The organism is Amycolatopsis sp. NPDC114503 (assembly GCF_055633655.1).
On record NZ_JBVKDT010000014.1, the window covers coordinates 60,905 to 75,950 of the forward strand.

Genomic DNA, 15,046 nt, shown 5'->3' on the forward strand with positions numbered 1-15,046 from the left:
GGGAAGAAAAGAAGACCCTCCCCACCAACCCCCCCCCGCGCCGCGTTTTTGGCTTCGTATCGGGGTGCAGGGCCGGGTGTGGCTGCGCTGGTGGGGTGGGTGCGTCTGCTGCGGTTTGGTGGGTGGGGCGCGGGGGTTGGGGTTTCGGGGGTGTGTGGTGCGCGGCTGCCGGTGGGGTGGTGGGCTGTGAAGGCAGCCTTGAGGGGGTCTGGGTCGGTGAGGGTGAGTCGGTGAGGGTGGCCTTTACGGCTTGTGAGGGTCGTGAGGGGAACCCTGGGGGAATCAGGGGCTGTGAAGGTGGCCCTCACGCGGGAGGCTGCCGGGGGGGCGAGCGGCGCGCGGGGAGTGTCAGCTGACTGGTTCGGGGACGGCGTGGAGTTTTCCGTCTGGGCCGGTCAGGCAGGAGGCGTTGCCTTGGCGCGTGGTGAGGAAGTCGGTCAGGCAGTCGGCGATGGCGGCGTGTCCGGCGGCGTTGGGGTGGAAGGATTCCTGCAGTGCGTGCGTCGCCCGGTCGACCTGGGTCAGGTCGTTCAGGTGCAGGGTAAGCCTCGTGAACCATTCTGATGCCGGGTTCGCTCCGCCGGAGCAGGCTTCGTGGTTTTCTCCTGCTCGGGCCAGGTCCAGGAAACGGGCGCCGGATTGGGCGGCGGCTTGTTTGATGCCTGCGGAAAGCGTGCTGATTCCGGTGGTCGAAATCCATTGCAGGTCGTCGGTGCGGAAGGGGCAGCCGTTGAGGCTTTGCAGGTCTGGCGGGATGTTCGGGCCTACGGGAGTGGCGTAGGACTGAAGCACCAACTGGTAATCCGCGGGGACGTATCCGGCGTCCGCCAGTACCTTTTTTACGTCGCCTACTGCGTTCGCCACTTTGGGCACCATTGCGTCCACTTTGGACTTCCAGGTTTCCTTGAGCGCGACGTTGCAGGACGGGCCGTCGGAGGAGAACCAGGCCTTGAAGCATTCGCTCACTTGGGCGGAGAACTTCGGGTCGTCGTTCGCGCCCACGGCGATCACTACGGCGGAGACGCGGTGATCCTTCACGACGTCAGCGAGCTGGGCGGCTTGCGAGCGTTCGCCCCACTGTTTGGCGTCGCCCAGGGCGATTTGGGCGGCGGGGGCTCCTGAGCAGCCCAGGTTGACTCGGGCGGAGACGCCGGGGATGCGGACCTTTTGCACGAACGCGGCGGACGAGCGGTGGCACCAGTCGCCGTTCCTGCCGTCGGTGTCGGGGGTGTAGGCGCCGGCGCCTTCGCCGGAGACGGTGCTGTCGCCGAGCGAGACGACGGTCAGCGGGCCGCGGCCGGGCGGGCCTTGTCGCGGAAAAGGCTGGCCTGGGCGGCTCTCGGTGCCGAAAAAGACGAAAAAGCCCGCAAGAACAGCTACGCAGGCGAGGACCAGCGCCCCCCACCACCACCGGAATCGTCGCATCGCTCGCCAAGTCTAGCGAGAACCCGCGCGGCGAGGTCGGAGTCTGGGGTGGCTGGGACGCGGGTCACCGTCCGGCGTCTGTCTACTGTGGACTCAAGGGGTCATTCGCCCGCCCAGACCGGCGGCGTGCGGTGGGTCCACGGGGCGGCCTGTTCCAGCTGTCCGGCCAGCCGGAACAGCAGGTCTTCGCGGCCGAAGGCGGCGGTGAACTGCATGCCGATCGGGAGCCCGGCAGCCATGGCCAGGGGGACGGACATCGACGGGACGCCGGAGACGTTCGCGGCCGCGGTGTAGGGGGAGCGGTCGAGGCGGCGGTTCAGCCAGCCTAGGCCGTCGAGGTGGTCGGCGCCGTCGCCGTAGACGCCCAGCGGGACCGGCGGCTCCGGCAGGGTGGGGGAGAGTAGCAGGTCGTAGCGGGCGAAGTGCTGGGCGAAGGTTCGGGAGACCTGGTTGCGGAGGGCAAGGGCGCGGACGAACTCGTCGGCGGTGACCTGGCGGCCGTAGCGATAGCTGGCGAGGGTGACCGGTTCCAGGGTGGTCTCGTCTGCGGGGCGGCCGGTGGCGGCGGCGATGCCGTCGATCCACGGGGCCAGGTTGGCGGTCCACATCCGGGCGTTGGCCAGGACGAATTCTTCCCAGGAGACGCCCAGCGGCAGCGCGGTCTCTTCGAGTTCGTGGCCCAGGGATTCCAGCAGGCACACGGTTTCAGTAAGGGCCGCGGAGACTGGCGCGGTCGGCTGGCGGCCGCCCCATGGTCGGCTCAGGACTGCTATCCGCAGGCGCCCGGGATCGAGCCGGGCTTCGGCGGCGTAGGGGCGGTCCGGGCGGGTGGCGAAGTACGGGTCGCCGGGTTCGGGGCCTTCGATCAGGTCCAGCAGGACGGCGCTGTCGCGGACGGATCGGCTCAGGCTGCCCTGTACGGCCAGTCCGCTGAAGACCTCGTCGGCCCCGGGCCCGTGCGAAACCCGGCCTCGGGTCGGCTTCAGGCCGAACAATCCGTTGCTGGAAGCGGGGACTCGGATGGAACCCGCGGCGTCGGTGGCGTGCGCGAGGGGGACGATCCCGGCGGCGACCGCCGCGCCGGAGCCGCCGCTGGAGCCGCCTGCGGTCCGGTCCGGGGACCACGGGTTGCGGGTCGCGCCGTAGAACTCCGGTTCGGTCGTGGTGCTGTAGGCCATTTCCGGGGTGGTGGTGCGGCCGATGGTGACCAGGCCTGCCTGGCGGAAGCGGCGCATCAGGAACGAGTCTTCGGGCGACACGGACCCTGCGGCCAAGCGGCTGCCGAGTTCGCTGCGCTTGCCCGCCATGGCTACGCCCAGGTCCTTGATCAGGAACGGCACGCCTGCCAGCGGGGCGGAACCGGGAGCCGGAGCGTCTTCGGGCGGCCAGGTTTCGACTACTGCGTTGATCCGCGGATTGACCGCTTCGACCGCCCGCGCGGCCGCGTCGGCGACCTCGGCCGCCGTTGCTTCGCCGCGGGCGATCAGGTCCGTCAAGGCGACCGCGTCGCAGCTCGCGTATTCGGAGATTTTCACCGGACATGCCCTTCGGGAGACTCAGTCGTACTGTGTGATACCGAGCGGTATCACTGGGGACGGTTGTGTACCGTAGCCGGGGACGAACCGGATTGCCAGCCCTCCCGAGGACGAACTGATGACGAGCACCTCCGACCGGCGGCCGACGAGGGTCGCGACTCTGCCGCCTCGCGAGCGCATCCTCGACGCGGCCGAGGAGCTGTTCCTCAACGAGGGCGTGGTGCGGGTCGGGGTCCAGGCGATCGCGGACCGCGCCGGGACCACGAAGATGGCGATCTACCGGCACTTCGGCACCAAGGACGCGCTCATCGCGGAATGGCTGCGGATCGTCGTGCACGACTACTCCGCGGCCTTCGACGCGGCTGAGCAGGCGCATCCGGACGATTTCGCGGAGCAGATCCGCGCGGTGGGGCAGTTCATCGTCGACGGGCTGCCCGAGTTTTCCCACCGCGGCTGCCCGTTCACGAACTCCGTCGCCGAACTGCCCGACCCGGATCATCCGGCGCGGCGGCTGATCAGCGAGCACAAGACCCGGCAGTTCGGCAGGCTCCGGGCGATGTGCGAGGGCCTCGGGCTGCCTGACCCGGAGCTGGGCGCGGCGGAGCTGACGTTCGCGATGGAGGGGGCGCAGATCGCGGTGCAGAACGGCGGTGTGGAGGACGTCGGAGCGCACCTGACGAGGATCGTCGAAGGGGTGATCAGTCGCGGGGAGCCGGGCTGAGGGCGGCGCGTTTGCGTTGCGGGACAGGGTCTTCGGCGTCGCTGGCGACCGGACGGGCGGCTCCGTCGAAGGGGCCGTCAGTCTCGGGAACGCAGGCTGAGAGCGGCGCGTTTGCGTAGCAGCAGGAGGCGCTCAGCGTCGTTGGCGACCAGGCGGAGGGCTTCGTCGTAGGCCTCGGCAGCGTCGGCGGCCCGGCCTAGCCGGGTGAGCAGGTCGGCCCGGATGGCCTGGAAAAGGTGTCGGTTGGCTAGGTCCAGACTGTCCACAATGGTCAGCGCGGCAGCGGGGCCTTCGACCTCGGCCACTGCGACGGCGCGGTTCAGCGCGATGATCGGCGTGGGGGTCAGGGCGAACAGCTGGTCGTAGAGGGCGAGGATCTGGACCCAGTCGGTGCCGTCGCTGTGGACGGCGTTGATCGCGGCCTGGATCTGATACGGCCCAGGGCGGTCGAGGCGCAGGCACTGGCGGACCAGCGACTGGCCTTCGGCGATCAAGGTCCAGTCCCAGCGGGCGCGGTCCTGGTCGGGCAGCAGGACGGGGATTCCGTCGGCGTCGAGGCGGGCCGCGCGGCGTGACTCGGTGAGCAGTTGCAGTGCGAGCAAGCCCAGCGCCTCGGGTTCGCCGGGGAGCAGGACGGCGAGGATCCGGGTCAGGCGGATCGCCTCCGCGGCCAGGTCCGGTCGCGTGAGATCCGGGCCGGCGCTGGCCGTGTGGGCTTCGGTGAAGATCAGGTACAGCACCGCGAGGACGGCGTTGAGCCGGGACGGGAGGTCGGCGGCCTCCGGGACCCGGTACGGGATTCGGGCGTCGCGGATCTTGGCTTTCGCGCGCACTAGCCGTTGTGCCAGCGTCGATTCCGGGACCAGGAACGCGTGCGCGATCTCGGCGGTGGTGAGGCCGCCCAGCAGCCGCAGGGTGAGGGCGACCCGGGCGGCGGTGTTGAGAGCGGGGTGGCAGCAGGTGAAGATCAGCCGCAAGCGTTCGTCGGGGATCGCGCCTTCGTCGAACGGTTCGGCGGCGTGCAGGAGTGCAGCTTGCGCGTGGCGGTCCGCGCGAGTGGATTCCCGGCGGAGCCGGTCGATTCCGCGGTTGCGGGCAGTGGTGACGAGCCAGCCCGCGGGGCTCGGCGGGAGGCCTTCGGCGCGCCATTTCACGGTGGCGGTCGCGCATGCCTCCTGGACCGCGTCCTCGGCGAGGTCCAGGTCGCCGAAGACCCGGGCCAGCACCGCGACCGCACGGCCGTGCTCGGCGCGGAAGATCCGCTCGAGCACGGCCGTCGAGATCAATGGAACTCCCGGACTTCCACCGGCAGCGTGGTGATTTCCGAGATCCGCCGCGCCCATTCGGTCGCCGCCTCCTGGTCGGGCGCGGTCACGACGGTGAAGCCGCCCAGGTGTTCCTTGCCTTCGGCGAACGGTCCGTCGGTGTACAGGACGTCGTCGCCGGAAGCGCGGACGACTCGAGCGGCGGGCGCCGGATGCAGCCCGCCCGAGAAAACCCAGACGCCGGTCGCTTTCATCTCGTCGGTCACCGCTTCGAGGCGTGCGGCGATGTCCGCCAGCACCTCGGGATCCGGGGTCCCGCTGTCGGGCTGGCAGATCCCGAGCAGGTACTGCGGCATGCGGCCCCTCCTTCGCTCAGCGTTGCCGGGCCGGGCGCACGATCATCTCGCTCACGTCCACGTCGGCCGGCTGCTCGAGAGCGTAGGCGATGGCGTCGCCGATCGCTTTCGGTTCGATCGCGTCCTTGCGGTAGATCCGCATGACCTCCTGCGTCTCCGGATCGCTGATCGTGTCCGCCAGCTCCGAGGTCACGACGCCGGGGGAGACCGTGGTGACGCGGATCGACGGATCGCATTCCAGCCGCAGGCCCTCGGTGATCGCCCAGGCCGCGTATTTCGTGCCGCAGTAGACCGCCGCCGTCGGCGTGACCTGGTGCGCGCCGATCGACGCGACAGTCACGAAATGGCCCCGGCGCTGGCGGGTGAAGTGCGGCAGCGCGGCAGCGATGCCGTGCAGTAGCCCCCGGACGTTGACGTCGATCATCCGGTCCCATTCCTCCACCAGCCCGGCGTCCAATCGGGACAGTGGCATCACGCCGGCGTTGGCGATGAACGCGTCGATCTCGCCGTGGTCGCGCACCGCGCGGTCGACGAACGCGGCGACGTCGGCGCGGTCGGTCACGTCGAGGCGGTGGACTTCGATGCCGTCCGCGCTGGCGGCGAGTTCGGCGAGCCGGTCTTCGCGGCGTGCTCCGGCGATCACGTGCCAGCCGTCGGCGGCGAGGCGGCGGGCGGTGGCTTCGCCGATGCCGCTGCTGGCACCGGTGATCAGGGCGATCTTGCTCATTCGGATTCCTTCGGGAAGTCGGCGGACAGCGTGATGTCGCGCCAGTCGTCGAACGTCTTGCGGAGGGTGTCGAGGCGGGCGGTGGCGATGTCGTAGGCCGCCTGCCCGAGCAGCAGGCGCAGCGGCGGTTCGGCGGAGCTGACGGCGTCGACGACCGCGGTCGCGGCGCGGTCCGGGTCGCCGGGCTGCTTGCCGTAGGTGGCGAGCGTCGAGGTCCGGCGCGCGCCCGCCGTATCGGCGTAATCGTCGATACGGATCGCGGATTCCCGCATGGACGGGCCCGACCAGTTCGTGCGGAACGCGGCCGGTTCGACGATCGTGACGCCGATGCCGAGCGGGCCGACCTCGGCGGCGAGCGACTCGCTGAAGCCTTCCACGGCGAACTTCGTGGCGTGGTAGTAGCCGGTCGCGCCGAAGGCGGCCAGCCCGCCGAGCGACGAGACCGAGACGATGTGACCGTGGCGCCGGGCCCGCATTCCCGGCAGGACAGCGCGGGTGAGCGCCATCAGGCCGAAGACGTTGGCCTCGAACAGCGCGCGGATCTCGGCGTCTTCGCCTTCTTCGGCGGCGGCGAGGTAGCCGTAGCCCGCGTTGTTGACGAGCACGTCGATCTGGCCGAAGGCCTGGTGCGCCTCGGCGATTGCATTGGCGATCTGCTGCTGGTCGGTGACGTCGAGCGCGACCGAGACGGCGCGGCCGGGGTGTGCGGCGACGAGGTCCGCGACGCGTTCGGGATCGCGGGCCGTCACGACCGCGCGCAGGCCGCGTTCGAGGACGGCGGCCGCGAGTGCGCGGCCGAGTCCGGTGGAACATCCGGTGATAAACCAGACGGGTGGATTGTTTTCAGACATAGATCTACCCCTGAAGGAATTCGGGAATTGCGAAAAAGGGTCAGCGGCGTGGCCGGTCGGCCGCGGCGAGACTGCCGAGCAGCCCCAGCGCGGCCTCCGACGGACTGCCCGGATCAGCTTGGTACACCACGAGTTGCTGGCCGGGAGCGCTGTTCACGGTCATCGATTCGTAGTGCAGGGTGAGCATTCCGACGAGCGGGTGCCGGAACCGTTTCGTCTCGTGCGTTTTCTGCCGGAGGTCGTGGCGCGCCCACAACCGGCGGAAATCGGCGCTCTTGAGCGACAATTCGCCGACCGCCTCGATCAGGAGCGGATCGTCCAGATCGGAGCCCGCGGCCGACCTCAGCCCGCCGACGGTGTTGACCGCGACCCGGTCCCAATCCGGGTAGAAGTCCCGGGCGTCGGGGTCGAGGAACACCAGCCGCAGCAGGTCGCCGCTGTATTCGTGCCCGCCGAACAGCGCTTCGCCGAGCAGATTCGACGCGAGCACGGTCATGCACCGGCCCAGCACGACCGCGGGCGTCTGCGGCCACGCGTCCATCAGCTGCACCAGCCGCGGGCTGACGCGTTCCCGCGCGGGACGTCGCTTGGCCCGCTTCGGCCGGGCCAGCGAATGCAGATGGGCGAGCGCTTCGTCGTCGAGACGCAGCGCCCGGCCGAGCGCGTCGACGACCTGCGCCGACGGCGTGCGCTCCCGGCCCTGCTCAAGCCGCACGTAGTAGTCGGTGCTCACCCCGGCCAGCTGCGCGACCTCCTCCCGGCGCAGGCCGCTGACCCGGCGCCGGGTGTCGGCGAGCAGGTCCGCGTCCGCCGGGGCGGTGGTGCCGCGCCGGGCCCGCAGGAACTCGCCGAGGAGGTTGCTGTCGCTCATGGGACCAGGCTAGATCGGCAGCGGCGCCCGTGGGGGACGCAAAGGGGGTGTGCTTCTCCCACCCTCCCGGTACCCCGGCGCCCAGTGGTTCAAACCTTTCCGGCCCCGCTCTGCCCGTGCGCACCGCGGCCGCGGCACCGGCAGGCAGACTGTTTTGACTGGTCAGCGGCGGCGACCGACCCTGCTGAGACCACCCCCCTCGACCGGAAGGCGAACCATGCGCCGAACCCCGCTCGTCCTCGCGGCCGTGGCCGCCCTGTCGATGGCCGCCGCGCCCGCGCAGGCGGCCGAAACCTGGACCACGGTGTTCGAGGACACCTTCGACGGCCCCGCCGGCACTGGCCTCGACCCGCAGAACTGGCTCTACGACAAGGGAACCGGCTACCCCGGCGGCGCGGCGAACTGGGGCACCGGAGAGATCGAGACGTCCACCGACTCGACGGACAACGTCTACCACGACGGAGCCGGGCACCTGGTGATCAAGCCGCTGCGGGACGCGAACGGAGCCTGGACCTCCGGGCGGATCGAAACCCAGCGCACCGATTTCGGCGCGCCCGCGGGCGGGCAGATGGAGATGAGCGCGACGATCCAGCAGCCGGATCCCGAGCACGGCCTCGGCTACTGGCCCGCGTTCTGGGCGATGGGCGCGGACGCGCGGCCGGTCGGCGCGACGAACTGGCCGAGCATCGGCGAACTGGACATCATGGAGAACGTGAACGCGCTGGACAAGCATTCCAGCACGTTCCACTGTGGACAGTGGGCGGGGGAGTGCCACGACCCGGACGGGATCAGCAGCGACCTGCAGGACTGCGGCGGCTGCAAGACCGGGTACCACACGTATTCGGTGGTGGTGGACCGCCGGGACGCGGCCGCCGAGGAGCTGCGGTTCTCCTTGGACGGCAAGGAAACCTTCGCGGTGAAGCAGAACCAGGTGTCCGACGCCACCTGGAAGGCCGCGGTGGATCACGGGTTCTTCGCGATCTTCGACGTGGCGATCGGCGGGTCCTATCCGAACAAGGTGTGCGGGTGCACCAGCCCGGGAGCGGACATCACGCCGGGGGCGGGGATGAGCATCGACGCGTTTTCGGTGAAGGTCAGCGAAAGCTGAACCTCGGCCAGGGATCGATCCGGACGCGGCCGAGCTGCGGCGTCGACCACTCGACGCGCTCGGCCGCGGCGGGATCGGTGAACACCAGGACTGACTCGTCGAGCCGGTTGAACAACAGCACGGGCCCGCAGTCCGCCAATTCGCCCGCGACCAGCACCAGCGGCTGGCCGTCGACACACAGATCGACTTCGGCGAGCACGCCTTCTTCGGCGAAGACGACGACGTCTTCGACCGGGCCGGTCGGAAGTCCGCTCAGCGCCGTCCACCGATGGATGCCGTCCCACATCTCCCGGTTCTCGAATCGGGCATCCGGGCGGCGATGCGGCCACAGCCCGAACACGTCGTCGTTTTGATACGTGCCGATCCTCAGCGCGCGGCCGTCGTCCAGATACGCCTGCATGCCCCACAACTGCAGACAGGGCACCGCCGGATCGGTGAACTGGGGAGCGCCGTCCGGGCCGTATTCCCGCAGCGCCTCCTCCACGCCTGCCCACGACTCGATGCGCCTGCCGCGCAGCGAGTCGAAATCCTGCGCCCGCTCGACCATCCACTCGGTGTACGCCACCGCAGCAGTATCTCGGAACGCCAGCCCGCGAGGCGCCCGCAGCTCAAGGCTGCCGCGCGCGGGTCCCGAACCGGGTAGGTACCGTGATCAACGCAGCGGCGGGCGGAGGAGAACAACGTGAGCAATCCATTGGTGGCACCGGTGAAGGAGACCTCGGCGATGGCCGGGGTCCCGTTGCTGGAGGACGCCACCGGGCTCAAGGACGCGATCGAGAGCAAGAACTGGGCCGCGGTCGCGATCGGGGCCGTCGGCACCGCGCTCGACGTCCTCACCGCCGTCATGGACCCCTTCGGCGCGATCTTCGCCGCGGGCGTCGGCTGGCTGATGGAGCACGTCGGCCCGCTCAAGCAAGCCCTCGACGCGCTCACCGGCAACGCCGACGAGATCAGCTCGCAGGCGCAGACCTGGACCAACGTCGCCAAGGAACTCGAAGGCGTCTCCGCCGAGCTCGGCGAGCTGGTCAAGAAAGACCTCGAGAACTGGCAGGGCGAGGCCGCCGACAGCTACCGCAAGCGGGCCGAGGACACCTCCGCCCTGATCGCCAGCGCCCAGAAGGGTTCCGAGGGCGCGGCCAGCGGCGTCAAGACCGCGGGCGAGATCGTCGCCGCGGTCCGGTCGCTGGTCCGCGACACCATCGCCGACCTGGTCGGGCACCTGATCTCGTGGGCGCTGCAGGTGCTGCTCACCGCGGGCATCGGCATGGCCTGGGTCGGCCCGCAGGTCGCCGCGGCGGTCGCGAAGACGGCGTCCAAGATCACTCAGATCACCACCAGGCTGGTCAAGGCTTTCAAGGCGCTCATCCCGCTGCTGAAGAAGGCCGGGACGCTGTTCGAGGACGCCGGAAAGGCGTTGAAGGGGCTCAAGGGCGGCAAGAACGCTCCCACGCACACGCCCAAGGACATCAACGTCAAATCCGAGGGCGGCGGCACCCGCTCGAACCCGGGCGGGAACGACAGCACGCACACTTCCGGAGCCGAAGGCGGCGGCGGGCACCACGGCAGTACCGGCAGTACCGGCAACACCCACGCCAGCGGCTCCGAAGGCGGCGGCAACCACGGCGGCGGGCACGAAGGCGGCGGTCAAGGCGGCTCCGGGTCGCACGGGACCGGCGGCAACGACGTGCACACGTCCTCGACGCAGCAGCCGAGGGGCAACGAGAACCCCGCCGAACACCACACCGACCCCAAGGAGATCAGGGACTGCGGCGACCCGATCGACGTCGCCACCGGCGCGGTGTTCCTGGTCCAGGAAGACCTGCGCCTGCCGGGAATGCTGCCGCTGACGGTCGAGCGGACCCACCGCTCGTCCTACCGCTCCGGCGGATTCTTCGGCCCCACCTGGTCCTCGACGCTGGACGAACGGCTCGAGATCCGCGACGACGGCCTGCACTACGCCGCCCCGAGCGGCGTGCTGGTGCGCTTCCCCTTCCCCCGCGGCATCGAGGCCGTGGCGACCGACGACGGGCCGTACCTCGCGCTGCGCCGGATCACCACCGGGTTCATCGTCGGCGACCCGCAGAGCAGCGTCATCCGCTACTTCACCGGAGACCCCGACGACCGCACCCTCCGCCTGCACGCCTTGGCCGACAGCTCGGGCAACCGGATCGTCTTCCGCTACGAGGACGGCGTGCCGGTGGCCATCGAGCACTCCGGCGGCTACCGGGTCACGATCGACTCGGCGGACGGGCTGGTCACCGCGCTGCGCGTGCCGGACGCGCCGGTGGCGGTCCGGGAGTACCGCTACGACTCCGCCCGGCGGCTCGTCGAGGTGCTGGACGCGGTCGGCACCTCGCACAAGTTCCGCTACGACGCCGACGGCCGGATGGTGCGCTGGGACGACGTCAACGGCCGCTGGTACGGCTACCAGTACGACAGCGACGGCCGGTGCGTGCGCGCCCGCGGCGACGGCGGCTACCTCGACACCGAACTGTCCTACGACCGGGAAAACCTGGTCACCACGGTCACCGACTCCCTCGGCGCGGTCCGCCGCTTCCAGCTCAACGAGCAGCTGAAGGTCGTCGCCGAGACCGATCCGCTCGGCAACACCTCGACCACCGAGTACGACGAGTACGGCCGGGTCACCGCCAGCGTCAACGCGCTCGGCCACGCCACCCGCTGGGAGTACGACGTCCTCGGCAACGTCGTCGCGGTGACCCGCCCGGACGGCACGCGGCTGGCGAACGAGTACGACGAGCGCGGCCTGCCGGTCTCGACGACCGGCCCCTCCGGCGACGTCTGGCGCTACGAGTACGACGAACAAGGCAACCTGGCCAAGGAAATCGATCCGGCGGGCGGGGTCACGGCCTACACCTACGACCCGGTCACCGGAGCGGTGGCGACGCGGACCGACGCGCTCGGCGGCGTCACCCGGATCGAGTCCGACGCGGCCGGACTGCCCACCACGATCACCGCTCCCGACGGCGCGGTGACCCGGTACCGCTACGACGCGCTCGGCGCGATCGTCTCGATCACCGGCCCGACCGGCGCGTTCGTGGAACGGGTGCGCAACGCGGCCGGCGATCTCGTGCAGCAGCGCAACGCCGACGGCTCGGTGAGCAAGTTCGGCTTCAAGGCGGTCGGCAACGTCGAGGAGTCGGTCGACCCGCGCGGCGGCGTGCTCCGGGTCGAGTACGGCGCGTTCGGCCTGCCGGTGTCCGAACAGGACCCGGACGGCGGCGTCCGGCGGTTCGGCTACGACACCGAACTGCGGCTCACGACGGTGACGAACGAACGCGGCCTGGTCTGGCGCTACGAGTACGACCGGGCGGGACGGGTCGTCGCGGAGACCGACTACAACGGCCGGGTCCTCCGCTACGGCTACGACGCGGCCGGGCAGCTCGTCCGCCGGGTCAACGCGGCCGGGCAGGCGATCGCGCTCGAATACGACGCGCTCGGCAGGCTCGTGCGGCGCACCGCCGAAGACGACGTCGCCGAATTCGCCTACGACCACGCGGACCGGATGGTCCTGGCGCGCAACGGCGAGACCGAGGTCCGCTTCGACTACGACGCCGCCGGGCAGCTGGTGTCCGAGTCGATCAACGGCCGCGTCGTGCAGTCCCAGTACGACGCGCTCGGCAGGCGGACCGGCCGCCGCACGCCCACCGGGGCGGAATCGTCGGTCGGCTACGACTCCGCGGACCGCCCGACCGCGATCACCACCGCGGGCCGCACGTTGCGGTTCGAGTACGACGCGGCGGGACAGGAAACGGTGCGCCGGCTCTTCGCCGGGACCTCGCCGGTGGCGGAGCTGCGCCAGCACTGGACGTCGACCGGAAAGCTGCGCGGCCAGACCGTGCTGTGCGGCGAGGAGACGGTGCAGCAGCGCGACTACCGCTACCTGCCGGACGGAAACCTTTACGCGACAGGCGATCTGCTGGCCGGTCCGCGCTCGTTCGAGGTCGGCCCCGGCGGCCGGGTCAGCGCGGTCCAAGGCCCGGACTGGCGGGAAACCTACGGCTACGACGCGGCCGGCGCGATCACCGAGGCCGGCTGGCCGGGCGACCCGGCCGCGGCGGGCCCCCGGACCTACCGCGGCACCCTCGTCGAGTCCGCGGGCGAGACCCGCTACGCCCACGACGCCGAGGGCCGGGTCGTGGTGCGGGAACGCCGCGGGCAGCGGTGGGAATACCAGTGGAACTCCGCGAGCAGGCTGACCGGCGTGCGCACCCCGGACGGTACGGTCTGGCGCTACCGCTACGACGCGCTCGGCAGGCGCGTCGCCAAGCAGCGCCTCGACCAGGCGGGCGCGGTGGCCGAGCAGATCGAGTTCGCCTGGGACCACTACCAGCCCGCCGAGCAGGTGCACAGCGTCCCCGGCCGCCCGCAGGTCGCGACCGTGTGGGACTGGCTGCCGGACTCCGACCAGGTGCTGGCGCAGACCGAGCGGACGCTCGGCGAACGCCCCGGCGAACGGTTCCACGCCGTCGTCACCGACCTGGTGGGTGCGCCCGCCGAACTGCTCGACGGCACCGGCGCGCTGGCCGGGCACCGGTGCACGTCGCTGTGGGGTTCGGTCGTGGCGGAGGACGGGACCGCGCGCACTCCGCTGCGGTTCCCCGGCCAGTACTACGACCCGGAAACCGGGCTGCACTACAACATGCACCGTTACTACGACCCGGAAACCGGCCGCTACCTCTCGCACGACCCGCTCGGACTCGGCCCGTCCCCGGACTCGCTGGCCTACGTGGACAACCCGAACGCGATGGTCGACCCGCTCGGCCTCACCGCGGCCCCGGTCGGACCGTGTCCGAAGAAGCTCGCGGAAATGCAGCGCCAGCAACAACAACAGCAGGCGGCCGCGAACGCGTCGCGGACGAACAACAAGCGCAAACGCGGCAGCACCACCTCCGGGCAGCCCCCGGCCAAGAAGGCCGCCAAGGAGCCGAAGAATCCGCCCGGCACCTTCGGCGACAAGTCCAACGAGGCCGCCCGGATCGGCGACGCGCACGGCTACAAGGTCGACGGGCAGCAGACCAACCAGCTCGAGCACGCCGGGCTCCACAAGGCCGCCGCGGAAGACGGCAGCGGCGTCGCGCGGAAGCGTTCGGACGAAAGGACGCTCGAGAACGCCGGTTTCGGCTATTACGAAAGCCACGACTTCCACCGGATGCACCCGGGCACCGGAAGCGGCAAGCAAATGCACACCTCCGGGTTCACCGGCGGGAAGACGCACGACGAGCACCAGCTGACCTACGCCCACGCGCAGCGGCAGGCCTACGAGCGCAAGGACACGTCCGGTCTGCTGCAGCTCAACCAAATGGGCTACTCGCACATGGAGGGCAAGTACACCCGGCCGACCTATCAGGTGCCGGGACGCCAGCCGCACGACACGTATGTGAGCCCGCAGGAGAAGGTCTACCACGGCGACGACCCGAAACACGTCCACCATCCGGATTTCCACGACCCGAAGCACGGCATCCACACCTACGGCACCGACACCAGGCCGGTTCCCGGAAAGCAGCACCCGGACGGCTCGGAAGTGCGGGAACGGATCGAGAACACCCCGGAGCAGCGGCAGGCTTCGGCGGACGCGTACAAACAGCGGGCGGAAGACGCGAAGGCCGAACAGGCGCGCCGCGACGATCTCAACGAACACCGCAGCGAAATCGAAAACGGCAACGACGCCAAGCGCAAAAAGGAGCTCAAGGACTTCGACGACGAGCAGCGGTGGATGCGCGGGTCCGAGGATTCCTACCACCGGATGGTCGACGAGATGTACGCCGGCGGCAAGGGAATGCCCTACGTCCCGGCGCCCGGCTCGAAGGCGCACGCCGACATGACCGCGTCCGGCGACTCGTTCGCGCGGACCGACCCGCTCACCGCGGGCGGCCGGGCCGAGGCGCACCTCGCCTACGAACAGCGCCGGACCGGCGAATACCCCCAGGGGTCCACCGACGAGCTGCTCGACAAATGGGGATTCCAGGCCCCGAAGGACAAGAACGACCCGATGTGGCAACGGTGGCAGAACGGCGATTACGACCCGCCGGAGCTGCGCGGCCACGACGGGAATGCGCCCATTTCGGACGCGAAGCGCGCCGAGATGAAGGAAATGCAGGAAAAGGCGCTCGCACAGCAAATGCGGACCATGGACCTGGACAAGAACAACGGGGGACGCTGACGCGCC

Annotated in this window: 11 protein-coding genes; 3 read left to right on the top strand and 8 right to left on the bottom strand. The window is 70.3% G+C overall.

All coding sequences use genetic code 11. The annotated features are described in order from the left end of the window. Positions 1–348: 348 nt before the first annotated feature. Positions 349–1,425, bottom strand: a complete 1,077-nt coding sequence (locus tag ACZ7OI_RS40440) for a GDSL-type esterase/lipase family protein (protein ID WP_470269407.1) — start codon at positions 1,423–1,425, stop codon at positions 349–351. 101 nt (positions 1,426–1,526) lie between these two features. Then, positions 1,527–2,960, bottom strand: a complete 1,434-nt coding sequence (locus ACZ7OI_RS40445; RefSeq protein WP_470269408.1) for an amidase — start codon at positions 2,958–2,960, stop codon at positions 1,527–1,529. A gap of 118 nt (positions 2,961–3,078) precedes the next feature. Between ACZ7OI_RS40445 and ACZ7OI_RS40450 the strand changes: the two genes are divergently transcribed. Next, positions 3,079–3,681 carry a TetR/AcrR family transcriptional regulator gene (locus ACZ7OI_RS40450; RefSeq protein ID WP_470269409.1) on the top strand — a complete coding sequence of 201 codons (603 nt, stop codon included), beginning with the start codon at positions 3,079–3,081 and terminating at the stop codon, positions 3,679–3,681. A 77-nt stretch (positions 3,682–3,758) separates the two neighbouring features. Here ACZ7OI_RS40450 and ACZ7OI_RS40455 read toward each other — a convergent pair whose 3' ends face one another. From ACZ7OI_RS40455 to ACZ7OI_RS40475, 5 genes are read right to left on the bottom strand one after another with little or no spacing between them, the layout of a single operon-like run. Then, entirely contained in the window at positions 3,759–4,967 is a 1,209-nt protein-coding gene (locus ACZ7OI_RS40455; RefSeq protein ID WP_470269410.1) for an RNA polymerase sigma factor, read from the bottom strand. Next, positions 4,964–5,302: a YciI family protein gene (locus ACZ7OI_RS40460; protein WP_470269411.1), complete on the bottom strand. Its 339-nt coding sequence runs from the start codon at positions 5,300–5,302 to the stop codon at positions 4,964–4,966. Before ACZ7OI_RS40460 ends, ACZ7OI_RS40455 begins: the two co-directional genes overlap by 4 nt. A gap of 16 nt (positions 5,303–5,318) precedes the next feature. Continuing rightward, positions 5,319–6,029, bottom strand: coding sequence for an SDR family oxidoreductase (locus tag ACZ7OI_RS40465; protein ID WP_470269412.1), 711 nt, complete (start codon positions 6,027–6,029; stop codon positions 5,319–5,321). Continuing rightward, positions 6,026–6,880: an oxidoreductase gene (locus ACZ7OI_RS40470; RefSeq protein ID WP_470269413.1), complete on the bottom strand. Its 855-nt coding sequence runs from the start codon at positions 6,878–6,880 to the stop codon at positions 6,026–6,028. Before ACZ7OI_RS40470 ends, ACZ7OI_RS40465 begins: the two co-directional genes overlap by 4 nt. A 40-nt stretch (positions 6,881–6,920) precedes the next feature. Then, a complete protein-coding gene (locus tag ACZ7OI_RS40475) occupies positions 6,921–7,751 on the bottom strand; it encodes a helix-turn-helix transcriptional regulator (protein ID WP_470269414.1) in 831 nt (276 codons plus the stop codon). Between the two features lie 217 nt (positions 7,752–7,968). On the opposite strand from ACZ7OI_RS40475, the gene ACZ7OI_RS40480 reads away from it, so the two are divergent. Further along, positions 7,969–8,859 carry a glycoside hydrolase family 16 protein gene (locus tag ACZ7OI_RS40480; protein ID WP_470269415.1) on the top strand — a complete coding sequence of 297 codons (891 nt, stop codon included), beginning with the start codon at positions 7,969–7,971 and terminating at the stop codon, positions 8,857–8,859. Here the strand turns inward: ACZ7OI_RS40480 and ACZ7OI_RS40485 are convergent. Next, positions 8,846–9,424: a hypothetical protein gene (locus tag ACZ7OI_RS40485; RefSeq protein ID WP_470269416.1), complete on the bottom strand. Its 579-nt coding sequence runs from the start codon at positions 9,422–9,424 to the stop codon at positions 8,846–8,848. The genes ACZ7OI_RS40480 and ACZ7OI_RS40485 overlap by 14 nt on opposite strands. 117 nt (positions 9,425–9,541) lie before the next feature. Between ACZ7OI_RS40485 and ACZ7OI_RS40490 the strand changes: the two genes are divergently transcribed. After that, complete coding sequence (locus ACZ7OI_RS40490) at positions 9,542–15,040, top strand: DUF6531 domain-containing protein (protein WP_470269417.1); 5,499 nt, start codon at positions 9,542–9,544, stop codon at positions 15,038–15,040. Positions 15,041–15,046 lie beyond the last annotated feature (6 nt).

Bases quoted from the DNA above. Each gene is read 5' to 3' on its own strand.
- ACZ7OI_RS40470 (WP_470269413.1), bottom strand. From the start codon at position 6,880: ATGTCTGAAAACAATCCACCCGTCTGGTTTATCACCGGATGTTCCACC.
- ACZ7OI_RS40450 (WP_470269409.1), top strand. From the start codon at position 3,079: ATGACGAGCACCTCCGACCGGCGGCCGACGAGGGTCGCGACTCTGCCG.
- ACZ7OI_RS40460 (WP_470269411.1), bottom strand. From the start codon at position 5,302: ATGCCGCAGTACCTGCTCGGGATCTGCCAGCCCGACAGCGGGACCCCG.
- ACZ7OI_RS40475 (WP_470269414.1), bottom strand. From the start codon at position 7,751: ATGAGCGACAGCAACCTCCTCGGCGAGTTCCTGCGGGCCCGGCGCGGC.
- ACZ7OI_RS40465 (WP_470269412.1), bottom strand. From the start codon at position 6,029: ATGAGCAAGATCGCCCTGATCACCGGTGCCAGCAGCGGCATCGGCGAA.
- ACZ7OI_RS40480 (WP_470269415.1), top strand. From the start codon at position 7,969: ATGCGCCGAACCCCGCTCGTCCTCGCGGCCGTGGCCGCCCTGTCGATG.
- ACZ7OI_RS40440 (WP_470269407.1), bottom strand. From the start codon at position 1,425: ATGCGACGATTCCGGTGGTGGTGGGGGGCGCTGGTCCTCGCCTGCGTA.